Origin of the sequence: Aureimonas jatrophae, from assembly GCF_900104035.1 — a bacterium.
Lineage (GTDB): Bacteria > Pseudomonadota > Alphaproteobacteria > Rhizobiales > Rhizobiaceae > Aureimonas > Aureimonas jatrophae.
In genome coordinates this window covers 1-24,140 of the sequence record NZ_FNIT01000019.1, presented here as the reverse complement: position 1 = coordinate 24,140, position 24,140 = coordinate 1, and the positions used below count along the sequence as shown (strand labels likewise).

Sequence of the window (24,140 nt, the reverse complement as noted above, 5' to 3'; positions counted from 1 at the left end):
TCCGATGTGTCGCGCGAGCGACTGCGGCAACGCAATCACGCCTGGTACGATCGGCAGCAGGGTACATTGTCCGGCAACAGACTGCCCTCCTCTCGCGATCTGCGTCCCTGTCAGACGCGACCGGTTGTGTCCGGCGAGCGAACGCGGGTCGTACCGACCTGCTGAGGTGGGCCGGTACCCCATGAGAACGCTGTCGTTTTCCAACGTACTGACGCGTACGCTGCGTGTCACGCTCATGGGCGCGGTCATGATGACGCTCGTTCCGAAAGGCGCAACGGGCGGTCTTCCGCTTTTCACTGCCTGCATGGTCGCTGGCGCGACGTTCCTGGGCGCCGCGCGGCGTCCGCCAACCGGGCAGGCCGGCCACCTCTACGGACAAGGGCTCCTCATCTGTCTGGCGGTCGCGATCCTTGCTGCCTGTCAGGCCGTATCGATCCCCGATAACCCGTTTGCCCATCCCGTCTGGGTGGAATTGCGGGACGGCCTGGGCGGCGAGGCGTCGACAAAGGCATCGATCTCGATTGCGCCCGGGGCGACGCTGATTGCCAGCTTGAGCGTCCTGCTCCCGTTGATCGTCTTCCTGGCCGGCGTGGCGCTCTTCGATACGGATCGAGCCGCCCTGGCGCTGTGGCGTTTCGCGGCTGGGGTCGGTTTCCTGTTCGCCGTGTTGGGAATCGTCGAGCTCCAGATCGCGCCCGACCGCTTCCTGTTCCTGCTCCCGAAGGAATACTACGTCGGCAGTCTCACCTCGCTGCTGGTGAACCGCAACACCGCCGGAACGCTTCTCGGGGTCGCTTGTCTGACGTTGGCTGCATTAATTCTGGCACGACGCCTGCCGGGTGAGCGTCGGACGCACGAGGCGACAGGTCGTGCGCGCCTTGTCATGTTGGTGGCAGCCTACGGGACGACCCTTGTTGGTCTGTTTCTGACCCGCTCGCGAGGCGCCCTTCTGGCGACGCTCATCGCTCATGCCCTGTTTGCCATTCTCCTCGTCCGAACGGATGTCCTGACCGAAGGACGTCGCAAGCTGGCGCTGATCGCCGCGTGTCTGGCCGCCTTGGTCCTTGTCGTGCTGGCATTCGGAGCCCAGACGATCTGGCGCATGGAGGTGCAAGGCGTCGATCCGGAGCGCCTCTGCGTCTACCGGTCGACCTGGAGAGCCTTCCAAGACAATTGGATTTTCGGCACTGGTTTGGGGACGTTCACGGACGTCTTCCCGGCCTACCGCGATCCGGACTGTGTGGGTGTCCGGTCATTGTGGAACCGCGCCCACAATACATGGCTGGAGGGCCTGATGACGATGGGTGTCGTCTTTGTCCCCTTGGCGGCCTTCTCGGTCGTCCGGTTGACCGGCGTATTCCGGACAGGGTTACGCACGCGTCGACGAATGAGGCCGTTCGCGGCAGCTGGTGCGGCTGTGCTGTGTCTGGTCGCAGTTCATGGTATGGTCGATTTCTCGCTCCAGATACCGGGGCTCGCCGTCTACGTTGCGATCGTCCTGGCCGCGGCGACGACGCTTTGCCTGCAGCGAGCTTGAACGGACACGGTTTCGTCGATGACATTGCGGCGCACGCGCTCCTCGTCCCCTTCCCTGTTCGAGCGTTGCGCCGTCGCCGGCCTGCCCTTGCTGGTGCTGGCTTACCCCATGCTCCTGCAGCCGCTGCTGAACTGGCAGCCGCCGTCCGCCTACATGGCGCTGAACGACCTTGCGAATGCGAACGCAGCCGACTCCAATGTCGTCAATCAGTTGTACTGGCTGACGATCCTCGCCACGATCCTTCTCTTCTTTCGCAAGCGTCTCGAGTTCATGCGCGATGCCCCGCGGTCTGCAGCGCTGGTGCTCGTCGGGCTGTATCTCGCCTGGTCTTGCCTCAGCATAGCCTGGTCGCCGGTCCCGGGCATCGCGTTTCGGCGCGTCGTGCTTCAGATCGTCGTGGTCGTGGCCGTCATCGTACCCGTTTGGCTGAGCAACAAACGTGAGACGATACTGACCGGCGTCGCTTGGCTCACCCTTGCCGTGACCTTCGTCAATCTCCTCTTTGTCGCCGCCAACCCGCCAGGGCGGCTCGGCTATCTCGGCATCTACTCCAACAAGAACATCCTCGGATTGGTGGGCTCTCTCTGCCTGCTGATTCAGTGCTATGCTGTCATCGCTCAGCGGGGCATCCTACGCCTGCCGTTCGCCGGTGCGGCGGTCATTTCGCTGGCGCTGGTCGTCATGAGCCAGTCCAAGACCTCGCTGGGGTTGGCAGTCCTGGCGCCCATGATCGCAGGTGCGCTGATCGCAGCGCAGAGCCGGGTCCGTGCACCGATGCTCGCGGTCATTCTCATTCCCGGCATCGTGTTCGCCCTATCCGCCACGCTTGCGGCGCAAATCAGCCGGTTTGGCTTCGACGATCTGTCGCTTCTGCTCTTCGGCGACGACACGTTTACGGGCCGCACCCAGATCTGGGACTTCGCACTCGGTATCTACGAGCGCTCGCCGATCGTTGGGCAGGGCTACGGATCGTTCTGGGGTGCGGGCCTTTCGTCCATCGCCTTTCTCGAAGCGCCCGGCTTCATTGGAGGCCTCCTGCAGGCGCACAACGGGTACCTCGATGTCATGCTGGAAACGGGTGCGATCGGCTTCGCGATCCTGCTGTTGATGATCCTGTCAGCTTTGAACCAAAGCGGACGCAGCGATGCCGGCGACCCTGCGAAGCGCTGGCTCGCCCTCGCCCTGATGCTCTTCGTCATCCTTCACAATCTGCTGGAAAGCAGCTGGTTTCGAGGTTTCGGATCGCAATGGGTCGCCTTCCTGTTTGCGATCGCCCTGACCTTGCCGGATCCGATCAAGGCCAGAGTCCCGCAACGGCGGACGGCGGCGCTGCGCTTCGCGACACGTTAGCGACCTAAAGCTGCGGGCCTTCCCGCAACCGACGTCTCCACCAAAACAAAACGGGCGAACGCGCCGTTGTGCTGCACGTTCGCCCGGTGATGTCATGAACTCGTTACGCGCGGCGCCTATCGCGACGCTCGCGCTGAGTTACGGAGCCGGAGCCTCAAGCCGCTTCGCGAGGTTGCGCATTCCAGTACCGGTCGACGAGTTCCCGCGTGTTGCGAATGTTGCCGCGGCTGGAGGCCCCGAAGCAGATCGCCTGCACGTTGGGTTGCTCGCAGACCCACTCGATCGCTTCGCGCGCCGGGATGGCCCCGGATGCGAAGACCGACATCGCGATCGACCGGAAACGCTTCGTCTTGAGCGCGTCGTCGTAGGCTTCCAGTCCGCCACTCATGCGGAACCCGATCTTGTTGATGTTGGCACAGACGATCGGGTTCTCGACGCCCACATCCTCCAACGCTTGGAGCAGCATCGGCATGTTCATCGTGATGAAGCCGGGCTCGGCGTTGTAGCGGCTCCGCACATGGTCGGCGAAGATGCGGAACGCGTCCTTGAACCCCATGCCGAGCAGGAGATCGACCACGACGTTCTGGAGGAAGATGACGGGCGTCTGGAGTCCACGGAACATCTTCATCTCGGCATCGATCAGAAGCGTCGCGAGCCCGTCGACGTCCTTGCGGGCGAGAGACATGCCGCCGCGCAACGCCGCGTTCAACAGTCCCTCATCGGGCAGGAAGTGCTTGGCCGCCCCCATCATGCCGTATTCAGTGACCGCGTTGGCGTACTTGTGGGCATAGGGCATGCAAGGGAAGAACTTGAAGTCGGCGTACTTCGCCGGGTTCTTGCGCACGTGTTCCGCAATGATCTCGATGCGGTCGTGCGTCGTGCACATGAAGGTGCGCACACCTTCTTCGTAGGCTGCGTCCAGAACGTCGATGATCGCCTGAATGTCCTGAAAGCGCATCGACTGGGCGCGCGCCTTCTCCTCCGACATATGGTTCACGCCGAAGAACTGGTTGTCTCCGAGCAGCAGTCTGTCCATCAGATATCTCCGCAGTCTCAGCGACCGAACAGCGAGAAGCGCTTGCGAGGCGCCGTCGTGACCTGACGCGCAACCGGGCGCGCCTCGTCTTCGCTGACCCCCTTGGAGTCCGCGATCATGCGCGACATGACGCGATCGGTTTCCGCCGCGCTCCGGAACGAGTTGAGCCCGTCGCCCTTCTTCGCCTCCACGGCGCGCACGAAGGCGTCGATCTGCGCCGAGTATTCTTCGCCGCGCAGATAGAACCAGACTTCCTCGGTCAGTTCGGTCGTGTACTTGACCGTCCAGCCCTTCTCGTAGCCCGGCAGAGCAGCGCTCTCCTCGCGCAGGAACACCTGGCATTCCTGCCGATCGGCGTAGATGCGCCCCTTCGTGCCCATGAGCGTCAGCTTCGTGGACATCTTGCGCTGCGACTCGTCACTCCAGTTGACCGAAACGTGCGCGCTCATGCCGTTCGGATAGCTGAAGGTCGAGTAGACCTCGTCGTCGGTGTCGGTCGAGAAGATCGGGTTCAGGATCGTTCCCGAAACCGAGGCCGGCGACCCGAAACACCAGTTGAGCAAGTTGATGGGATGAGCCGCGTAATCGTAGAGGCAGCCGCCACCTTCGGCGCTCTGCGTGCGCCAGGTCGAGCCCTTGGGGCGAAGCACGACGGGGCCATAAGCCTCCGCCAGCGCGTGCGTCACCTCGCCGATCGCACCCGATTCCAGAACACGCTTCATCTCGCGGAACGCGCCGACATAGCGGTAATGGTAGCCGACCTGGTTGACCAGACCCTTGCTCTCGGCGAGCTGCGCCAGTTCCTCGGACTCGCGCCAGTCGAGGCAGAATGGCTTCTCGCAGAAGACGTGGACACCACGCTTAAGCGCCGCGCGTACCATCGGCCCGTGGAACCGGGACGGCGTCGCGATGATCACAGCGTCGAGGTTGGGGCGCTCGAGCAGTTTGTCGAAATCGGCATAGGTATCCACGCCGGTGTATTTCTTGACGACATCCAGCACGTAGCCGGTCGCGTCGCATACCGAGACGCGCGTCTGCGGATGGGCGTTCGCGATCGCGAAGTGCGATATGCCCATCTTTCCAAGGCCCACAAGGCCAAGCTCGATCATTGTGCGCCTCAACGCTTGTTGCTGACGAGGAAGCCGCGAATGCGGCTGATGAACTCCGGCGGTGCCGTCCGCACCAGGGCATCGGTCGGACCTTCCGGGTTCGACAGCCAACGCTCCACGGTGCTGTAGAGGGCCTCCTGGCTTTCGACGACGCGAATTCCCGGTCGGTCGCGAAGCCAGTTCGCCGTATCGATCTGATGATCGGTCGTATGTTCCCCCAGCTCCCGCAAACGCGGCAGGATGATGATCGGCTTCTGGAATTCGGCCGCTTGAATTACGCTGCCCATGCCGGCATGCGCGACGATGAAGTCCGCATCGTTCATGACCCGATCGAAGTCGCGCTGGGCGAGCTTGCGATCGAACGGCATGTGCTTGGGCTCGTACTCGCCGTCGCCGATCTGAGCGCGGAGTTCGACGTCCGGATGGGTCAGCGCCCATTCGTCCATGTAGCGAATCATCCGATCGAACGGGAACATCGATCCGATCGTGACGAAGATCATAAGACGGAACCCCAATAGTGCGGCCCGTCGGGAGCGGAGAGCTCGGGCCATTGCGTGAGCCACACATCGGCCACCCGGCCGGCCTGCTGGCCGGACGAGGACAGGACGCGGACGTTGGCAATGCTGTCGATCCACATCGCTTCGGCGCGAAACAGGACCTTGGCAAGGCAGATCGCGACAAAGGCCGGCGCCGACCCAGTCGTGATGATCTTGGTCGGACGCTCCTTCAAGAGGATACGCAAGAGTTGCGCCGTCAGGACCATGAAACCGAGGCTGTCGCGCCGGCTGACATCGCGGATCGAGTAATAGCGATGGTCGGGCACATCCTCTGCCGCAGACGGCGCAATGCTGACGAAGAACACGTCCAAGCCTTCGAACGCCGGCATGAGACGACGCAACTCGATCCAGTGCCCGCCGCCCGATGCGATCGCCATGATCCGTTGAGCGCGCAAGTCGCCAAATCTCCCAAAGCGGACCGAAGCCCGAAGACCACATCCCATCGATCGGCGCGCAGCGATGCTGCGGACCGGCTCTCTTCATGTCGCAACCGAGGTGATCCGATTATTCGACTCAAGCGTGCAGTACCTATGACGAAGTGATCTCTCTTGAAGACGTATCGCGCACCAAAATGGTTTGCGTGACCTTTTCTACACAACGCCGAACCACAGGCGCCTTCGACCGCCGGAAGCACTGCTGCTCAGAACACCGATCCCCAATGCTCCGGCCCCTGGCGCTCGGAAAGGTGCGGCCATTGCGTCAGCCAAACGTCCGCGACACGGCGCGCCTGGCGACCCGACGACGACATCACGCGGACGTTGGCGATGCTGTCGATCCACATGGTGCGGGCGCGCAGCAGCGTCTTGGCGAGACCGAACGCGATCAGTGCCGGCGCGGACCCGGTGCTGATCACGACGCTGGGACGCTCCTTGAGGAGGATGCGGGTCAACTGCCAGATCAGCACCGCAAGACCCATGCGATCGCGTCGGCTGACGTCGCGGATCGCATAGTAGCGGCGCCCGGGAACATCGTCCGCGGAAGACGGCGAAACGCTGACGAAGAAGACGTCGAGCCCTTCGAAGGCCGGCAGAAGGCGACGCATCTGGATCCAGTGTCCGCCGCCCGACGCGATCGCCATGATCTTCTCACTCATCTCGGTCGCTCCGCTGAGTCGATGGGCGCTTCTACCAACAGAGACCCTGATAGGCCCCGTCGGAGACGCGATCGGCCGACACGCGGACGAGATCGATGACCTCGACCCCCCGTTCCGTCAGCTTTGCGACGACCGGCTCCGCTTCCTTCCGGTTGCCGATCACCACCACGTCGCTCTCATCAACGAGCGCATGGACATCGTCCATCAGGATATCGTTGATGTGAGGCAGTTGCTCCGAGAGATAGGCCTTGTTGGAGCCCGTCAGCCGCGCCGGCTGAACGATCGGATCGAAGATGCGCACCTTGTAGCCGCGCCCGATCAGCCGTTCGGCCAGTTCCACGAAGGGACTGTATCGCAGATCGTCTGTTTCCGGCTTGAAGCTCAGTCCGATGAGTCCGATTCGGCGATGGCCCGACGCCGTCGCCATGCGGAACGCCTTTCGGATCTGGTTCTCGTTCGCCTCCAGAATGCCGTCTAGGATCGGCGTATCGACATCCTGCCGACCGGCGCGATAGCGAAGCGCCTTCACATCCTTCGGCAGACACGAACCGCCGAACGCATAGCCCGGCTTGAGATAAGCCGGTGAAATGTTCAGCTTGGTATCGGACACCAAGACGTTCATGACCTCGTGGCTGTCGACGTCGAGCGACTTGCAGATCAAGCCAATCTCGTTCGCGAAACTAATCTTGAGCGCGTGCCAGGCGTTGTTGGTGTACTTGATCGCCTCGGCTGCCTTCAGCGACAGAACCTGCGGCTGCACGGGGAACTGTTTGTGCAGGTCGAGGAGGCGGTCCAGCGTCGTCTGGTCGCGGCGACCGAAGACGATGGCGCCAGGCTTGTCGTAGTCCGCGATCGCGGAACCCTCGCGCAGAAACTCCGGATAGTACGCGATGCCGAAGTCCTCGCCGGCGCGCCGGCCCGATGCGGCCTCGAGCCGCGGAATGACGATCGAATCCATCGTGTTTGGAAGGATGGTCGAGCGGACAACCACCGAATGGAAGCCGGAGCGCTCCGCAAGAGCCCGCCCGATATCCTCGCAGACGCGCTCGACATAGGACGTATCGAGCGAGCCGTTCGCACGCGCCGGTGTTCCGACGCAGACAAACGACATGTCGCAACTGTCGATGGCGTCCTTGGCGCTCGTCGTTCCGCGCAGACGTCCCTCGTCGACCGCGCTTGCGATCAGCGTGTCGAGCTGCGGTTCGACGATCGGCGATTGCTTGGCAAGCAGGGCGTCGACCTTCGCCTGATTGACGTCGACCGCCACGACATCGTGCCCGTCGCGCGCCAGGCAGGCGGCTGCGACGGCACCGACATAGCCGATACCGAATACGGCAATCCTCATGAGGTCATCCTGAATCGTGAACAGGTTATGTTGCAGCGCAACCTATCCATCCTTCTTCGCTTTGGCCAGCGGGGGCGTGGGGATATGGTTGCCAGTCGACGTAGGCGCTCGGCCCGGATCGGTTCTAGGTCACGGTTCGCGCATGCACAGAGGCGCCACAACGGCCTGTTCGCATCCGGTAGCGGACAAAACGACCTGAACCCATTGTAGGATCGGTCGAGATATTGCCTTACTCTTGTGACGCTTATCGAATAGAGGTATCCGCCCTCTATAGTCGTCTCGTGTGTTCAACGAAAGGCTTGTCCATGCGTGCTCGTCTCGCCTGCGCCCTCCTCGGCAGCGCTATCACTCTGGGTGGATCCGCTTGGGCGCAGTCTCCCGCGGCGCAGCAAGACGCAACTCCGCCTGCCGTCGTCACCGATCCCGCAACGGCCACGCCCGAGACTGCGACGCTCCCGCCATCCTACCTTCCGGATGACCGCCGCCTGCCCGCCAGCGTCGTGGACGCGTTTCTTGCCGCCCCGCAGCCGGTCCTCGACCTTTTGTCGCCGGGTCGCGAACGACAGGGTCGAATCTCGGTTCTGGCGAGCTCGGACCTGCGCACCGTGAAGGCCCTCGTCGAATACGCACGCACGGCCCCGGTCGATACGGTGATGGACATCGGCGCCGGACTGCAGCGGGCCGCGCGCGAGGCCGACCGCGCCGGACGTCCGGCCTATGGTCTTGCGATCCAGGAGATCGTCGCCGAGAACGACGTCGCTAGCCTCAATCGCGCCTACGCGATGGCGGAGCGCGGTGCGGGCGACGTGCCCCAAACGGCTGCCTTGGGCGGCGCCGGTGGCGGCGCGACGGGAGGCCAGAGCAGTGGCACCGTCTCGGGCTCCAATTTCGGGGCGGCCGGCGGTACGGGCGGCGCCAACGGAGACAGCACCGTGGAAACGCGCCTCGGTTCCTATCCCGTCTACAGCAGTTCGATTTCCGCCTATCGCACGAGCGATGGCGGGGGTGGCACATCGCAGTTGCTCATTCTCGGCGGAACGGGTGGCGGCATTCCCGCCAGTCCGGCTGACTGATCCGGCAAGCGGAGGTTCGGGGAGAAGCCTCCGCCTTGTTGAGCGCGACGATCAGGGACCTTGTCGGTCTTGCACCGATATAAAAAAGCCGAACGGGTCGATCGCCCGTTCGGCACCTTCAGTTTGCTCGCCTCTTCGTGCGGGCCGTTTCCCTCCCATGACGGGCGAGACCTGACTCCATGTTGCATGTGACCGATCAGCATTTTCCGCACGACGACCATGCGACGGGCGGCGGTTCGGAACTCGGCTCCGCTCTTCCCAGCCTGGAACAGATCGTCGGAGCGATCCGCCGACAGATGTGGGTGCTGGCGGCCGGCGCCGTGATCGGTATCGCGGTCGGTCTGGCCTATGTGCTCACCGCCGTCCCGCTCTACACGTCATCGACCGACATTCTGATCGACAAGGGTCAGACCCAGGCGGTCGAGGGCGTCGAGGCGGCAACGACCGGCGTCTTCAAGGACGATGCCGAGATGCTGAGCCAGGTGGAATTGCTGCGCTCGGAACACCTGGCGCGCGCGGTCGTCGACAAGCTCGACCTGACCAACAATCCCGTCTTCACCGCCGAAGCGGGTATGTCGCCGGTCGCCGCGGTGAAGGCCTTCGTGAAGCAGATCATCACCGTCTTCGGCGGCGAGGAGGTCGAGGTTGCGCCCGATCGCGAGACGATCCTCCAGGAGACCGCGGAAGCGCTGCAGGACAACATCGAGGTTCAGCGTATCGGTCTGACCTACGCGCTGCGCCTGAGCTACACCTCGCCGGACCGCCAACTGTCGGCCCAGGTCGCCCGGGCCTATGCGGACGTCTATATCGAGGATCAGCTCAACGCGAAGTTCGATGCCACGCGGCGCGCCAGCGGCTGGCTGCAGGACCGTATCGCCGAGCTGCGCTCCCAGGCCTTCGACGCCGATCTGGCCGTTCAGAAGTTCCGCGCCGACAACAACCTGATCGCCGCCAGCGGCACGCTGGTGTCCGACCAGCAGTTGGCCGAGATCAACTCACAGTTGGTGACCGCCCAGGCCAGCACCGCCGAGGCCAAGGCGCGCTACGATCAGATCGAGGCGATCATCGCCAGCGGGCGGACCGATGCGGTCGTCAACGATGCTCTTGCCAGCACGACCATCAACCAGCTGCGCGAACGCTACCTCGACGCGTCCCGTCGCGAGGCGGATATCGCGCGCCGTCTGGGCGTCGACCACATCCAGGCAGAGCGTCTTCGCGGGGAGATGGCCGAATACGAGCGGCTGATCTTCCAGGAGCTGAAGCGCATCGGCGACAGCTACAACAACGCCTACCAGGTCGCGCTGACCCGCCAGCAATCGCTGGAGGAAAGCCTGCGACAGGCGCTGACCGTCACCGCCAACGCCGGCTCGACACAGGTTCGCCTGCGCGAACTCGAGCGGCAGGCCGAGACGTTCAAGTCGCTCTACGACAACTTCCTTCAGCGCTACCAGGAAACCGTCCAGCAGCAGTCCTTCCCCTCGATCAACGCGCGCGTCATCTCGCCGGGATCACCGGCCGAGTTCCCGAGCTATCCGAAGAAGCCGCTGATCATGGCGCTCTTTACAATGATGGGTCTGGCGGTCGCGGGCGGCGTGGCGGGTTTCCGTGAGTATCGCGATCGCTTCTTCCGGACCGGCGACCAGGTCCGCACGGAGCTGGGCGTCGAGTTCCTGGGCTATACGCCGGAGTTGAAGGCCGCGGACATGAAGAACGCGCCGGCCAGCGGGTCGCTTCGCCCCAGCCATCTCTTCCGGACGAATTCCGCCGCGCTCTACGTCTCGAAGAACCCCATGTCGCCCTTCGCCGAGACGCTTCGGAACGCGAAGGTTGCGGCCGACATGTCGCTGACCGAAAAGCGGTCCAAGGTGATCGGCGTCGTGTCGTGCCTCCCGTCCGAGGGGAAGTCGACCATCTCCGTGAACCTCGCGCAGCTGATGGCGCAACAGGGTTCGAGCACGCTTCTGGTCGACGCGGATCTGCGCAACCCCGGTCTGAGCCGTCTCCTGGCAGAGAAGCCGCAGTCGGGCTTCGTCGAGGCGTTCCGCGATCCGTCGAAGCTCGAAGCCAGCATCATGCGCGACACGGCAGAGGATCTGTCGGTGCTTCCGGTGGTCCTGCGTCAGCGCATCTTCCACTCCAGCGACATGCTCGCTTCGGCGCGCATGGAAACCCTGCTCAACGATTTTCGCTCGCACTACGACTACGTCATCCTGGACCTGCCGCCGCTTGGTCCGGTCGTCGATGCCAAGGCGATCGCCTCGCGGGTCGATGCGTTCCTGTTCGTGGTTCACTGGGGGCGGACGTCCCGCCAGCTGGCACGCAGCGTGCTGGCCTCAAACCCGGCCATCCGCAACAAGTGCATCGGCGTCATTCTCAACCGGTCCGACGAAAAGAAGCTGAAGCTCTACCGAACCTACGGCTCCTCCGAATTCTACCATCAGGAATACAGCCAGTATTTCGGCCGATAGCGTCATGCGCAGCGGACCGGCAGCACGCTTCGCCGGCATGGCGTTGGGTCTTGCCTTCTTCTGTGCCGCGACGTTCGTGACCTACCGCGAACTGACGGCACTGCCCTTGATGCGAGCCGCCTCGTCGATCGAGCGATCCGGCCGCCTTCCCGCGGCCAGCGATCGCATTCGGGCTCGGCTCGGACGGCAGGTCGCCGCGCCCTCCCCCTGCTGGGAAAAGCGCGGACCGGCACGGGTCACCGCGGCTCTCTTCCTTCTGCGTCTCGCCGACGCAGACGGCGGTGAAGCGGATACTCTGCGGGCGACGGAGATCGCTCGGGCCGTCGTCGGGCAAGCTCTGGCCTGCACGCCGCTCGACGGCCACCTTTGGGCGGTCGCGGCAGATCTCTCGAGGCGTGCCGGTGAGGATCCGCGCCTTCTACGAACGCAACTGGCGAGTTCGATCCGCTCGTCGCCGTTTGAAGGATCGTCGCTCGCGAGTCGGGCCGCGATCATCATCAGCAGTCACGAGCGCCTCGACCCCAGCCAGGACCTGATCCTTCGCAGCGACTTGCAGGTCGCCGCGCGCTACCTGCTCCCGCTTCAGGCCGCTGGCATCCTGACAGACCTTGGGTCTAACGGCGAACGCCCGCTGGCCGATCAGATCTATGCCGGACTGTCGGCCGACCGGCGGACAGAGATCGAGAATGCGGTCGAGATCGAGAATCGGAAGCAGCAGCGCCTGCGAGAGATCGAGACCCATCCGTCCCTTCGCACCGACGATCGCTGAACCGGCGCGAGCCGCAGCGAAACCGTTCCTAGGAAAGTTCGCGTCTTGAACAAAGCCGTCGCCGCCATTCGCCGCGTCCGCTCGTCGGGTCTGGCGCGCAATACGTTTTTCTATTCCATCAACTTCGCGGCTCAGATCGGCGTCCAGCTCGGCTACTTCATTCTGATCAGCAGTTCGCTGGGCCCGTCCGGCTACGGCGTCTTCGCGAGCGTGACCGCCGTTGCTCTGTTCGTGGGTGTGTTCATCGGTTGGGGCAGCGAGAGAGTGCTGATTCAACGCGTGACCGTCGACCACGCGGCGTTCCCGCGCGAACTCGGTCATACGCTGATCCTCAACGGCCTCACGCTAATCCCGTTTGCGGCCATCACCGCAGGTATCTTCACGATCCTGGATACGCATGGCCTGTCCTGGACCGGTCTCAGCCTGATCCTGCTGGCGGACCTGCTATTTCGAAAATTGAATGCGATCGCACTGTTCTCGTTCATGGCCTTCGACCGCGCGGGACAGCAGACCGTGCTCGATATCACCAGCCAGTTGCTCCGGTTGGCAGCCGCGGCCTTCGCGTTCCTTCTGATCCCGGATCTGACGCTCGATGTCTGGGCGATCTTCTATGTCTGCGGTTCGATCATCGCGGCCGCCTTCAGCTGGTTCTTCGTGCTGCGCGAACTCGGTCGCCCCCATTGGTGCCTGCAGCGGGGCTCGCTGTGGCTGGGCTTTCTCTACAGTCTGGAATTCGCCTCGCTCAACGGCGTCAAGGACCTCGACAAGCCGGTCGTCGTTCAGTCGCTCGGACCCGACGCCGGCGGCATCTACACGGCCGCCTTCCGCATCGTCGACGCCGCCTCGGCGCCGATCCGCGCGCTGCTCTATGCGACCTACACGCGCTACTTCCGGGAGGCGGCGAGCGACAGCAAGAAGGGCATCGCCTTTGGCGTTCGCATGCTGCCCTTCGCCGCCTTGTTCTCGGCTGGCGTCGGCGTCGCACTGTTGATCGGCGCGCCCTTCGTTCCGTTGCTCATCGGCGAGGATTACGCACCGATCGTGCCGCTCCTGCGTTGGCTCGCCGTCTACCCGATCCTGACCGCCTTGATGGGTATCGGCGCCGATATCCTTCGGGCAATCGGGCGGCAGGGATTGCGCGTCCTGATCATGGCTGCCTCCACGGTCGCCATCGTGCCGTTCTGCTGGCTCGGAGCCCGGTACGGCGGCATGGACGGTGCCGTGTGGTCGCGCATCGCGGTGCAACTCCTCCTGGCTGCCGCGAGCTGGTTTGCCGTGCGGGTGACCGGTCCCCGCTGAAGTCGCTTCCCCGCAGTGCCGGACCTATTATATTGCACAGCAACAAATCCGCGCGCCGCTGCCCGGACCCCACTGAGAAGGCGATAGCATGAGTGACATCACAGCCGATGACGTCAGCGTCGCGAAGGTCCCCAGCAACGATCGCGCCGAGGACGCCAAGAAGCTGCGGCATCTGTACGTCGCATGGGTGCGCTTTCAGCGTCGTCCCGAGTCGATGCGCAACTTCGTCGGATACGACCTCGCCTACTTCCCGCCGCCCTATACCGCCAAGTGGGCGAAGCCCTTCGGCTACCTGCACCAGGCGATCTCGACGATCGCCGCGATCCGCCGCCATCGCCCGGATGTGCTCTGGTTCCAATCGCCTCCGACCTTCATCGCCCATCTGCTGGTCGCCTATCGCGCCGTCTTTGACCGGCGTCTGAAGCTGGTCGCCGACTGCCACAACATGGCGCTCGATCCGGCCGTACCGGGCAATAGCTGGACGAAGCTGCCCGGCGCTCTGACCATTCTCAACCGAATCGACGTCGCTCTCGCGCACAACCACGCGGTCCGCGAGAAGGCGTTGGGGCTGGGTGTGTCTCCCGAGAAGCTGCTCGTCCTCGAGACCCGTCCGGCGCCCCTGCCCTTGCGCGACGAATCGCAGGAGTCTTCCGATCGCGACGTCATCCTCGTTCCGTGCTCGTACCATGACGACGAGCCGATCGAGATGCTGTTGGAAACGGCGCGCAACGTGCCGGAAGCGACGTTCATGCTCACGGGCAACCTCGCCCGCGCCCAGTCGAAGCGTTACCCCGATCGCGCACCCGAGAACGTTCGCTTCACCGGCTACCTGACGGCAGAGGCCTATACGGAGCTTCTGACGACCTGTTCGTTGGTGATTGGCCTGACGACCGGAGAAGGCATCCAGCTGTCCGGCGCGAACGAAGCGGTCGGCGCAGGGCGACCGATGGTGCTCAGCGATACCAAGCTCCTGCGCGCCCTGTTCGGCGACGCCGCGCTGTTTGCCCAGAACGAAACCGCGGCAATGACCGCAGCGGTCCGTCAGGCTCTCGGAAGCAAGCAGGAGTTGCGAGCCGCCAGCCGCCGCCTCAAGGCGACGCGCGAGGCGCGGTGGCAGGGACAAGCCAACGCCTGTCTGGAACGCTTGGTCGGATAACAGGTCGGGAGACCCGCGCACTCGTTGCGGCGGGTATGGAGCAACCGTCGCCCCCGAACTGTCTCGAAATCGGAAGCCTCGGCCGAGTCCTCCTCAGGCGAGGTTGCTTCTTCCCTGAAGAGGTATGGCCATCCCGTTATGGGATCGTACCGGCGGGCGGCCCACTCGGGTGGAACGGCTATAGGGTAGCGCGAAGATCACGCCCATCGCGAAGCCGTTGAGTCCTCGCCATTCGTAGCTGAAGCCAAGAACCAGCACGAGCATAGAAAGGCAGAGGCGCAGCTCTGGCGAGAAGCGAGACCGGCGGGGCGAGTAGGTCACGTAGCCGATGTAGGCGACGAGCGTACGCCAGATGTAGATCGAGAACAGGATGATGCTGCCGATCAGGCCCGCATTCACGATCGTTCCGAGATAGGCGCTGTGGATCGAGCCGCCCCACAGTCGCGTGTGGGTGGATGTGAACAGGTAGTAGGATGGACGCACACCGACTGGCATGCCGAACAGATAATCGAACGTCGACCAGGTCGAGATGTTCTCGAGAAGTCCCGTCCAGATCAGCGTGCGGTAGGTGAAGGTACCGCCCTTGCCGTATTGCGCGGCGGCTCCCTCGATCAACGAGGCATCGATCGGCGTGCGCGTCAGAGCAAGGGTCAGGAACGTTCCGACGATCAGCGGGACGACGACGTAGGTCAGCCCGCGATAACGATTGCAGAGCATGAAGCCAAGCGCCAAGGCCAAGCCGATCGACGCGGTTCGCTGCCCCGACAGCAGGAGTGCCAGAACAAAAAGGGTCGAGATCGCGTCGAAGCGGAAGCGATGCTCACCGGGCGGCTGGGTCTCGATGCGCACGCAGATGCGCAGGACGACCGCAATCGACAGCAGAAGCACCGAGAAGGCGTTCACCGTTCGACCGTCGTTGTAGAGAACGCCGGGAATCGTCGTCCACTCGGTCGCGGCGAAGAGTTCGAAACCGAACACGTTGCGCAAAAGCGAGAGCGCGCAGACGGCCATTCCGAAGCCCGTGAAGATCTGGACGACGCGGCGATAGCCGAGCCTCTCGATGCCGCCCGTCATGACCGACAGCATCAACGCGAAAAAGACGGTGTCGAGCCTGAAGCCGAGAAAGGTCTTGAGCGGGTCGATCGCCAGTCCTCGCAGGAGGGCGATCGCGTAGATGCCCATGAACAGGGAGATCGCCAGAGGCAACCGGTTCCGGGCTCCGAGGCAGAAGACGATAAGCGGTCCCAGCCCGAGCGTCACAAGGTCGTCGGCCCAGATCGCCGTCGAGCCCAGCGAGGCGATCTCGGCCGTGCCGCGCAGGTCGAAGAAGAACGTCGCGAACAGCGAGGTGACGAGGATGTAGCCGTCAAGATACGTCCGCAGGACATGGGTCGTATCGGCGGGACGTTGCAGCCGGCTGGAACGAGGAGCATGCCGGATCGCTAAGCTCATCGTGTTCGCAACCGTCGCATGAGACGGGTCTCCTGTTGCCGAGGCCGTCCATACACCAAGACGCCAGAAACAGCCGCCGGTGCATTGCAGTCCGCAGGACGTATGTTGCACTGCATAACAAAACTGAGTTTAAGTCGCGGCCGCCGTTCCAGGCAAGCACGGACAGCGGAATCGCTACAGCCGAGGGGTATCATGACGGAACGCAAGGTCGCCCTGATCACGGGAGCCACGGGTCAGGACGGTGCCTATCTGGCAGAGCTCCTCCTGTCCAAGGGATATGTCGTCCACGGGCTGAAGCGGCGTTCGTCGTCGTTCAACACGGGGCGTGTCGAGCACCTGTATCAGGACCCGCACGAGGACGATCCGCGCTTCATTCTGCACTACGGCGACATGACGGATTCGACCAATCTGATCCGCATCGTGCAGCAGACCCGCCCCGACGAGATCTACAATCTGGCCGCCCAAAGCCATGTGCAGGTCAGTTTCGAGACGCCGGAATACACCGCCAACGCGGACGCGATCGGCACGTTGCGGTTGCTGGAAGCGATCCGCCTCCTCGACCTCACCAACAAGACGCGATTCTACCAGGCGTCGACGTCGGAACTCTATGGTCTCGTCCAAGAAGTTCCGCAGAGCGAAAAGACGCCCTTCTATCCGCGCAGCCCGTATGCGGCCGCCAAGCTCTACGGCTACTGGATCGTGGTGAATTACCGCGAGGCCTACGGCATGCACGCCTCGAACGGGATCCTGTTCAATCACGAGAGTCCCCTGCGCGGTGAGACCTTCGTCACGCGCAAGATCACGCGCGCCGTCGCCGCGATCCGCCACGACCGCCAGGATCGCCTGTATCTCGGCAACCTCGATGCGCAGCGCGACTGGGGTCATGCCCGTGAATACGTGCGGGGCATGTGGCTGATGATGCAGCAGGAGAAGGCGGACGACTACGTTCTGGCGACCGGCGAGACGACGCGGGTCCGCCAGTTCGTGGAATGGGCCTTCGCCGATGTCGGCATGGACATCGAATGGCGTGGAACGGGCGTCGACGAGAAGGGCTACCTGCGCGGTACCGATCGCTGCGTCGTCGAGGTCGACCCGCGCTACTTCCGTCCCACCGAGGTCGATCTCCTGCTCGGCGATCCGACGAAAGCCCAGACCGTGCTCGGCTGGAAGCATGAGACCGGCGTCCGCGAGCTCGTGTCGGAGATGGTACGCGAAGACATGAAGCTCATGGCAAATGCACCGGTCATCGCCAATGCCTGACACATTCGAACTGTCGGGGCGTCGCGTCTATGTCGCGGGCCATCGTGGCATGGTCGGGTCGGCGCTGGTGCGCCGCCTCGAACGCGAAGGCGCCGAGGTCCTGACGGCGGGGCGCGACCGTGCCGATCTCAAGCGTCAGACCGAGGTCGAGGCGCTCCTCGACGACCTGCGGCCGGATGTGGTCTTCATGGCGGCGGCCAAGGTCGGCGGGATCCTGGCCAACGACACCTACCCGGCCGACTTTCTCTACGACAACCTCATGATCGCGGCGAACGTTGCCGAGGCCGCCCGCCGCGCCGGCGCTGCGAAGTTCCTGTTTCTGGGATCGAGCTGCATCTATCCGAAGTTCGCGCCGCAGCCGATCCCCGAGGACGCCCTCCTCACGGGTCCGCTGGAGCCGACCAACGAATGGTATGCGATCGCCAAGATCGCCGGCATCAAACTCGGGCAGGCCTACCGGCGGCAGCACGGCTGGGACTACATCTCCGGCATGCCGACCAATCTCTATGGCCCCGGCGACAACTTCGATCTCACGTCGAGCCACGTCATGCCCGCGTTGATCCGGAAGGCCCATCAGGCGAAACTCTCAGAGGCTCCGGCGATCACCGTCTGGGGTACCGGCACGCCTCGTCGCGAGTTTTTGCACGTCGACGACTGCGCGGATGCTGCCGTCTTCTTGATGCGCAACTACTCCGGTGAGGAGCATGTGAACATCGGATCGGGTGAGGATCTGACAATCCTGGACCTCACTCGTCTCGTGTGCTCGGTCGTCGGATATGAGGGCGAAATCGTCCACGACCTGACGAAGCCGGACGGGACGCCCCGCAAGCTGATGAGCGCGGACAAACTCCGTGGCATGGGTTGGTCACCCTCGGTCAACCTGGAGTCGGGCGTACGCGAGACCTACCGCTGGTTCCTCGAACACCACGCCTAGGAGCCGCCGCATGGGCGGCTCCTAGGCACGGGCGCATCAAGCTGCCCGGAGTTGCGGCAGGGCGAGGCGAACCGTGCCGCTCGCCACCTGCCCCGGCAGACCACGCACGGTGATCCAGAACGGACGCAATTGCGTGGCGCCCGTCAGATCGCCGGGGGGCGGCCGCAGGAGCCCGTCGATCGCATCCGGCGGCAAGGCGCCGCTGATGCCCTCGAGGCTGGTGCCCATGTCGAGACCGTCCGTCGCCGGTTCGCCGGATGCGGCTTGCAGCCTTTGTCCTGACTGCCGGCGCAGTTCCATCGCCACGAGGCTGAGATTTTGCGAGCCGGCGTCCAGCCGATACCGGATCTGCGCTTCCGCCAGGGTCTGCCCGGCGACGAGCCCGCCAGGAATGGTTGTCGCCGTCACGTAGGCCGAGCTCTGCAGCCCGGTGATGCCGCTGAAGCTCATGACCAGCCAGTTCAGTCCGTCCGCCGCCTCCATTCGCGTCGCAATGCCGGTCCCGGTCGGTACGGTCCACCCCTCAGGACCGGCGCCGGCCGTCACGAAGTTGCCGCCGAGCAGGACGCCGGGCCGGGTTGCCGGGTCGAACGTCGTCGTGACGCGCTGCAAGGCAGCCCAGATCTCGCGCCCGACGGAGAAGGCGCCACGCTTCGCCATATGGATCCCATCGCGATACGCCCAGCTTTGCGGCTGGGCGTCGTCCGAAGCGAGTGCCAGCGCATTCCAGGACGGCACGACAACGATGCCCGCCGCCGGATCATGCAACGCGCGAATGCCGTCGCGTACGGCTAGATGCTGCTCGGGCTTCTGAAGCCCGCTGACCGGCAACTCGTCCAGCAAAAGGCACACGCGCCCCGGATCCGATGCAACGAAGTCGCGCGCCATTGCAGTCAGGTTGCTGATCGTATCGGCGCTACCGAGTGAACCGGTGTTCGCGTCGTTGACCCCGGCCAGAAGCACCAGCACCGACGCGTCCGACGCCAGCGCCTGCGGAAACTGCTGGGCGCGGATCGCGGCGGTCGTCGCGCCGCCAACGCCGTTGTTAGATAGCTTCCCATAGGTGATCCGGCCCAGCGAGAGCTGCCGTGCCCAAACCATCGGACCCACCGTCGTCAGCCCGCCGGAACGCATGTTGTCGAGCGTCCGGCTATCGCCAAGAGCGTAGACCCGATTGGTTGCCGCCAATCGACGCGATACGGCGACGTGGAAGAGTTTCGCGCCGGATCGAACCGGGAGGTCGGCCACGGCCTCGATCCGGTTCGAGCCCGCAAGCTCGCCGAGATCCAGCGACCAACTGCCATCGGCTGAACTCAGCACGCTTCCAGCCGGCTTCGCATTTACGAGAACCTGCACGCTTCGTTGCGCGACAGGCACCTGCCCGTCCCGCAACATTCCAGACGCCACCGTTCGACCGTTCGCAACGGTCAAAAGCAGCGGCAAGCGAACCGATGGGGCACCCATGCGCCCCGAACCCGACAGTCCCAGCATCGCCATGCTCCCGGTCAGCGATCGATCACGGCGAGACGATCGCCATGCCGCACCGCGAAGTCGCGGGTTTGGCCGTCGAGGATGAGGAAGCCGTTCGTCCTGGCATCGGACGCCGCAGCGACCGGTAACGCGCCGGCCGTGACAAAGACGGCATTGCCTTCCACCGTCACGGACACGAAGCCGAAGCCCTCAGGAGCCGCGCTCGCCAGCGTGCCGCTGATGGACGCCCCGCCGCTTTCCAGAACTTCGGTCTCGCATCCCGCCATGCAGGGAACCGGCATCGACCCGCCCTCCTGCGAGCGATTGCCGACCATGCAGAACGTCATCGTCACCTTCGCCATCCGTCACTCCTTCCTCGGTTGGACGGATCCTAGGCGCCGGCGGGGCCGAGGGGGAAAGCGTCGGCCATGATTTCCCGTTTCGAGCGCGTGTCAGCGCTCGCGCATGGAGTGGGCGAAGGCGTCGGTCAACGGTTTCGTGAGGAAGCTCGCAACGGTGCGCTCGGCGGTCGGGATCACGATCTCGGCCTCGATGCCCGGCCTGATGCGCGAAGCCAGCTCGATCGGCGCGCTGCCGAGATCCAGGCGGATCTCGCCGTTCACGATGGTCCGGCGGCCCTGTTCGTCGGGAACGGCATCCGGGGAGATACGCTCGACGGTTCCGTCCATTTGCATCGTATGGAACGATTGCAGGCTGGAGAAGCGCAGGTTGGCGGCCATGCCGGGCGAGACCTGATCCGCGAAGTTCACGGGCAGTTGCATGTTGATCACCAGATCATCGGCCACAGGCACCAGCTCCATGATCGGATTGCCGGGAACGACGACCGCTCCGGCGGAGCGGACGCGCAGGTTCTGAACCACGCCGGCTTGCGGGGCGCGGATCTCGTTACGGCTGAGAAGCTGGCGCTGCGTCTCGAGCTGCACCGCGAGCGAGACGACGTCCGCTCGTGTGTCCGCGAGTTCCTTGCCGATCTCCTCTTGGCGCGCCTGGTCCGCCTTCAGGCGTTCCAGTTCCACCGCGTCCGCGGCGCTGCGGGCGGTATCGCGCTGAAGCGCGATCGACGCCCGGCTGTCCTCGAGTTCGCCGAGATCGTTCTGCTTTTCGACTAGGTTTCCCTTTGCGACGAAGCCGCCGTCGGTCAGCTTGCGCAACTGCTCGAGGCGCTCGCCCGTATCCCGGATCTGCGCATCAAGCTTGCCGAGCCGCGCTTCGTGGCTCTCGGCTTGGGAGAGATACTGGCTCCGCTGGTTGCGGAAAATCTCGATCTGGCGATCATTCGTCGCCTTGCGGGCGAGAAAGATCGCATGCTCCGCCGCCAGAGCGCGCTCCACCGCTGACGGATCGGCATCGCCGACCCGAGAGAGAACCAGTGCGCCGCTGATATCCATGTCCGACGATCCGCCGGCCTCGGCATCGAAGCGACGCTCCTTCGCCATCGCGGCGACGAGCCGGGTGCGGAGGATGTCGATCTGCGCCAGCGTTTCCGTGGCATCGAGGGTCAGCAGCCGTTGACCGGCCTTCACCATCTCGCCCTCGCGCACATCGACCGTCGAGACCGTGCCGCCTGACGCGTGCTCGATCGACTTGCGCGAGGAGGCGACGGACACGGTGCCCTTCGCGATCACAGCGCTCGCGACCTGGGCCGTCATGGCCCAGCCGACGAAGGTGCCGATGCCGAGAACGGCGGTCGCATATCCCAGATGCGACAGGCGGCGGATACTGCGGGCGTAGCGCGCTTCGTTCGTCATGTTCGGATCCTCAGGACGCGAGCTGCTGGACGGCGACATTGAGAAGGTCTTGCGGGTTGCGTGCGGCGGTCGCAGCCGTGGCGACGTTCGGCGCAACCGTCGGTCGCATCTTCCCGGTTCCTACGACCTGACCGTCGGCGAGGGTCACGACGCTGTCGGCGATTGCGAGGATCCGGGTCTTGTGTGCGGAGAAGAGGACTGCGGCCCCCCGCTCGCGGGCACTGTTGATCGCGCGGATCAGGCACAGTTCGCCCTGGGCATCGAGATGCGCGTTGGGTTCGTCGAGGATCAGGAGGCACGGATCGCCGTAGAGCGCCCTCGCCAGCGCGACGCGTTGCCGGATGCCACCCGAGAGCGCCACGTCGTCACCGCCGATCCGCGTGGCGTACCCGTCCGGCAGGCGCTGGATCAGCTCATGCAGGCCGGCATGCTCGGCGGCTTCGATGACCTTCGTCATGTCGACCTCGCCCATGCGCGCGATGTTGTCGGCGACGCTGCCGGGATACAGCACGATCTCCTGTGCCACGTAGCCGACACGGCGTCCGAGCTGGTCGGGGTTCCACTGGTCGACCGCGTAGCCGTCGACCCGCACGGTCCCGCCATCCGTGCCGATCGCACCGACGATGGCGCGGATCAGGGTCGTCTTGCCGGCGCCCGAGTGGCCCGCAAGACCGAGAACGGTACCGGGGGACAGCTCGAACGAGACGTTCTGCAGGAGAAGGCGGCCGGACTTGCGGTCGCGAACCGTGACGCGCTCCACCGCCAGCGCTCCCTTCGGTGCGGGAAGATCGAGCGCTGCAGGACGATCGGGCATCGCGTCGAAGAGCTGGACCAGACGGCGATGGGCGGCGCGCGCCTCCAGGAAGGGCTTCCAGTTGGCCACGGCCTGCTCGACCGGCCCCAGCGCACGACCCATGAGCAGAGACGCCGCGAACATCGAGCCGCCCGAGATCTCACCGTGCATCGTCAGGTAGGCGCCGACGCTGATGAGAGCGAGCTGAAGCGCCATGCGGACGAACTTGGAAAGGGCCAGAAGGGCGCCCGAGATGTCGTTCGCCCGGGTCTGCGCCTCCAGCGTCTCGTCGCGCGACGCCTTCCACCGATCCGTCATCACACCGCTCATGCCGAGCGGACGCAGCGTCGCCACCGTGTCGAGGATCGTCGCAGCCTGCGAGTACGAGGCGCCCGACAGCTGGTTCGCCGCGCTCACGTGCTTGCGCGTCAGCCGCTCGTTGACGATCGCGATCCCGAGCACGCCAATCGCTCCGACCAGCGCCGTCATGCCCAGCCCGGGATGCAGCATCCAGCATAGGAGAATGAAAAGCGGCGCCCAGGGCGCGTCGAGGAACATGACGAGTCCGTTTCCGGTCAGGAACTCGCGCACGTGATCGGCGTCGCGCAGGTGACGAATCTTGCCGTCGCGCTTGGGATCGCGCCTCGCGTCGGTCAGCCGCGCGAAGAGCGGACGGGCGAGCATCTCGTCGAAGCGAAGCCCGGCACGCACCAGAAGCCTCGCGCGAAGGAATTCGAAGATGCCCAGGAACAGGAGAAGCGTGACCGTGATCGCGGCGATGGTGACGAGGGTCGGCACGCTCTTCGAGAACAGGACCCGGTCATAGACCTGGATCATGTAGATCGGCATGGCGAACGCCAATAGATTGCAGACGGTCGAGAAGATCGCGACCGGAACAAGAACATGACGAAAGGAACGAAGGGCGGGACCCAAGGGTCCTCGAGGCGACGACATCGGCGTTCGACCTTGCAGGGATGAAGTCCGAAGCTGGGTGCTTCGATCTGATCCGAGATGCTAAGGCAGCCGCGTGAAGTCTTGGCTAAGTGCGATGGTGAACTTTCTCGCACCGCATCGTTGCGAATTGAATCGAATGAGCGGCGACCAAGAGGTCCGAGTACCGACACACCATAATCGAATGTCGCGAATTGGTGCGCTTCGATGGATCGGCAAGTCCCGCCAACGCATAGCTGGTACCCACCGTAGCGGAGCCCGCGTCGCGTTGAGCTTGATTGGTTAATAATCTACATCATGTAGGCGACCCGAAGGGACCTCTATAGGGCATATCGCATGTCGGACGCGAAGCTCATGTCGCCGGATCTGACCTCTTCCGCTGTGCGGAATTCGGTGCGGTCTTCGGCGACATTCGGTATGGGCGTGAACAGGCCCCTCGTTGAAACCACGGTGAGCGACGCCGTTTCGCCGCCTCTGGTGCGTTCGGACGACGTCCCGGTCGGGGGCGTATCGAAGCGCGTTCTCGACGTCGTTCTGGCGGGCGGTGCGCTTCTGGCGCTGGCGCCGCTTCTGGTGCTGATCGTGGCGCTCATGAAGCTCTCGGACCCCGGCCCGGTCCTGTTCGGCCACCGGCGCATCGGCTTCGGCGGGCGCTACTTCCTGTGCTACAAGTTCCGCTCCATGGCCACCAACTCGGCCGAGCTCCTGCAGGAACTCCT

Annotated in this window: 21 protein-coding genes; 10 read left to right on the top strand and 11 right to left on the bottom strand. The window is 64.3% G+C overall.

Annotation, left to right across the window (positions count from 1 at the left end):
• Nucleotides 1–181 precede the first annotated feature (181 nt).
• Together BLQ76_RS21165 and BLQ76_RS21160 are read left to right on the top strand one after the other, a co-directional pair.
• On the top strand, nucleotides 182–1,537 hold the full coding sequence (locus tag BLQ76_RS21165; RefSeq protein WP_183193177.1) for an O-antigen ligase family protein: 1,356 nt from the start codon (nucleotides 182–184) through the stop codon (nucleotides 1,535–1,537).
• 18 nt (nucleotides 1,538–1,555) lie between these two features.
• Complete coding sequence (locus tag BLQ76_RS21160) at nucleotides 1,556–2,887, top strand: O-antigen ligase family protein (protein WP_090677230.1); 1,332 nt, start codon at nucleotides 1,556–1,558, stop codon at nucleotides 2,885–2,887.
• A 154-nt stretch (nucleotides 2,888–3,041) separates the two neighbouring features.
• Here BLQ76_RS21160 and BLQ76_RS21155 read toward each other — a convergent pair whose 3' ends face one another.
• From BLQ76_RS21155 to BLQ76_RS21130, 6 genes are all read right to left on the bottom strand, one after another.
• Nucleotides 3,042–3,923 carry a hypothetical protein gene (locus BLQ76_RS21155; protein WP_090677229.1) on the bottom strand — a complete coding sequence of 294 codons (882 nt, stop codon included), beginning with the start codon at nucleotides 3,921–3,923 and terminating at the stop codon, nucleotides 3,042–3,044.
• A 17-nt stretch (nucleotides 3,924–3,940) separates the two neighbouring features.
• Nucleotides 3,941–5,032, bottom strand: a complete 1,092-nt coding sequence (locus BLQ76_RS21150; RefSeq protein ID WP_090677228.1) for a Gfo/Idh/MocA family protein — start codon at nucleotides 5,030–5,032, stop codon at nucleotides 3,941–3,943.
• Between the two features lie 8 nt (nucleotides 5,033–5,040).
• Complete coding sequence (locus BLQ76_RS21145) at nucleotides 5,041–5,532, bottom strand: glycosyltransferase (protein WP_280140093.1); 492 nt, start codon at nucleotides 5,530–5,532, stop codon at nucleotides 5,041–5,043.
• On the bottom strand, nucleotides 5,529–5,984 hold the full coding sequence (locus BLQ76_RS21140; RefSeq protein ID WP_090677225.1) for a glycosyltransferase family protein: 456 nt from the start codon (nucleotides 5,982–5,984) through the stop codon (nucleotides 5,529–5,531). The genes BLQ76_RS21145 and BLQ76_RS21140 overlap by 4 nt, the downstream gene beginning before the upstream one ends.
• 245 nt (nucleotides 5,985–6,229) lie before the next feature.
• Nucleotides 6,230–6,682 carry a glycosyltransferase family protein gene (locus tag BLQ76_RS21135; protein ID WP_090677224.1) on the bottom strand — a complete coding sequence of 151 codons (453 nt, stop codon included), beginning with the start codon at nucleotides 6,680–6,682 and terminating at the stop codon, nucleotides 6,230–6,232.
• Nucleotides 6,683–6,713: 31 nt separating this feature from the next.
• Complete coding sequence (locus BLQ76_RS21130; protein ID WP_090677223.1) at nucleotides 6,714–8,027, bottom strand: nucleotide sugar dehydrogenase; 1,314 nt, start codon at nucleotides 8,025–8,027, stop codon at nucleotides 6,714–6,716.
• A gap of 305 nt (nucleotides 8,028–8,332) precedes the next feature.
• Here BLQ76_RS21130 and BLQ76_RS21125 point away from each other — a divergent pair, with 305 nt between their 5' ends.
• From BLQ76_RS21125 to BLQ76_RS21105, 5 genes are all read left to right on the top strand, one after another.
• A complete protein-coding gene (locus tag BLQ76_RS21125; protein ID WP_090677222.1) occupies nucleotides 8,333–9,100 on the top strand; it encodes a hypothetical protein in 768 nt (255 codons plus the stop codon).
• Between the two features lie 179 nt (nucleotides 9,101–9,279).
• Complete coding sequence (locus BLQ76_RS21120; RefSeq protein ID WP_090677220.1) at nucleotides 9,280–11,568, top strand: polysaccharide biosynthesis tyrosine autokinase; 2,289 nt, start codon at nucleotides 9,280–9,282, stop codon at nucleotides 11,566–11,568.
• Nucleotides 11,569–11,572: 4 nt separating this feature from the next.
• Complete coding sequence (locus BLQ76_RS21115; RefSeq protein WP_090677218.1) at nucleotides 11,573–12,337, top strand: hypothetical protein; 765 nt, start codon at nucleotides 11,573–11,575, stop codon at nucleotides 12,335–12,337.
• A 45-nt stretch (nucleotides 12,338–12,382) separates the two neighbouring features.
• Nucleotides 12,383–13,636: a lipopolysaccharide biosynthesis protein gene (locus BLQ76_RS21110; RefSeq protein ID WP_090677217.1), complete on the top strand. Its 1,254-nt coding sequence runs from the start codon at nucleotides 12,383–12,385 to the stop codon at nucleotides 13,634–13,636.
• Between the two features lie 88 nt (nucleotides 13,637–13,724).
• A complete protein-coding gene (locus tag BLQ76_RS21105) occupies nucleotides 13,725–14,792 on the top strand; it encodes a glycosyltransferase (RefSeq protein ID WP_090677216.1) in 1,068 nt (355 codons plus the stop codon).
• A 93-nt stretch (nucleotides 14,793–14,885) separates the two neighbouring features.
• Here BLQ76_RS21105 and BLQ76_RS21100 read toward each other — a convergent pair whose 3' ends face one another.
• On the bottom strand, nucleotides 14,886–16,244 hold the full coding sequence (locus BLQ76_RS21100; protein WP_090677215.1) for a hypothetical protein: 1,359 nt from the start codon (nucleotides 16,242–16,244) through the stop codon (nucleotides 14,886–14,888).
• Between the two features lie 192 nt (nucleotides 16,245–16,436).
• On the opposite strand from BLQ76_RS21100, the gene gmd reads away from it, so the two are divergent.
• Nucleotides 16,437–17,504: a GDP-mannose 4,6-dehydratase gene (gmd, locus tag BLQ76_RS21095; protein ID WP_090677214.1), complete on the top strand. Its 1,068-nt coding sequence runs from the start codon at nucleotides 16,437–16,439 to the stop codon at nucleotides 17,502–17,504.
• Nucleotides 17,497–18,438, top strand: a complete 942-nt coding sequence (gene fcl, locus BLQ76_RS21090) for a GDP-L-fucose synthase (protein ID WP_090677213.1) — start codon at nucleotides 17,497–17,499, stop codon at nucleotides 18,436–18,438. Before gmd ends, fcl begins: the two co-directional genes overlap by 8 nt.
• Before the next feature lie 36 nt (nucleotides 18,439–18,474).
• On the opposite strand, the gene BLQ76_RS21085 is transcribed toward fcl, so the two are convergent.
• The 4 genes from BLQ76_RS21085 to BLQ76_RS21070 all read right to left on the bottom strand — a co-directional run bounded on the left by BLQ76_RS21085 (nucleotide 18,475) and on the right by BLQ76_RS21070 (nucleotide 23,424).
• Nucleotides 18,475–19,758 (bottom strand): SGNH/GDSL hydrolase family protein, encoded by a 1,284-nt coding sequence (locus BLQ76_RS21085; protein ID WP_170842716.1) that lies wholly within the window; start codon nucleotides 19,756–19,758, stop codon nucleotides 18,475–18,477.
• A 185-nt stretch (nucleotides 19,759–19,943) separates the two neighbouring features.
• A complete protein-coding gene (locus BLQ76_RS21080) occupies nucleotides 19,944–20,270 on the bottom strand; it encodes a hypothetical protein (protein WP_090677210.1) in 327 nt (108 codons plus the stop codon).
• A 90-nt stretch (nucleotides 20,271–20,360) separates the two neighbouring features.
• Nucleotides 20,361–21,677 (bottom strand): HlyD family type I secretion periplasmic adaptor subunit, encoded by a 1,317-nt coding sequence (locus BLQ76_RS21075; RefSeq protein ID WP_170842715.1) that lies wholly within the window; start codon nucleotides 21,675–21,677, stop codon nucleotides 20,361–20,363.
• A gap of 10 nt (nucleotides 21,678–21,687) precedes the next feature.
• Nucleotides 21,688–23,424: a type I secretion system permease/ATPase gene (locus BLQ76_RS21070; protein WP_090677208.1), complete on the bottom strand. Its 1,737-nt coding sequence runs from the start codon at nucleotides 23,422–23,424 to the stop codon at nucleotides 21,688–21,690.
• A 447-nt stretch (nucleotides 23,425–23,871) separates the two neighbouring features.
• Here BLQ76_RS21070 and BLQ76_RS21065 point away from each other — a divergent pair.
• On the top strand, nucleotides 23,872–24,140 hold a 269-nt coding region (locus BLQ76_RS21065; RefSeq protein ID WP_170842713.1), incomplete at its 3' end, for a sugar transferase.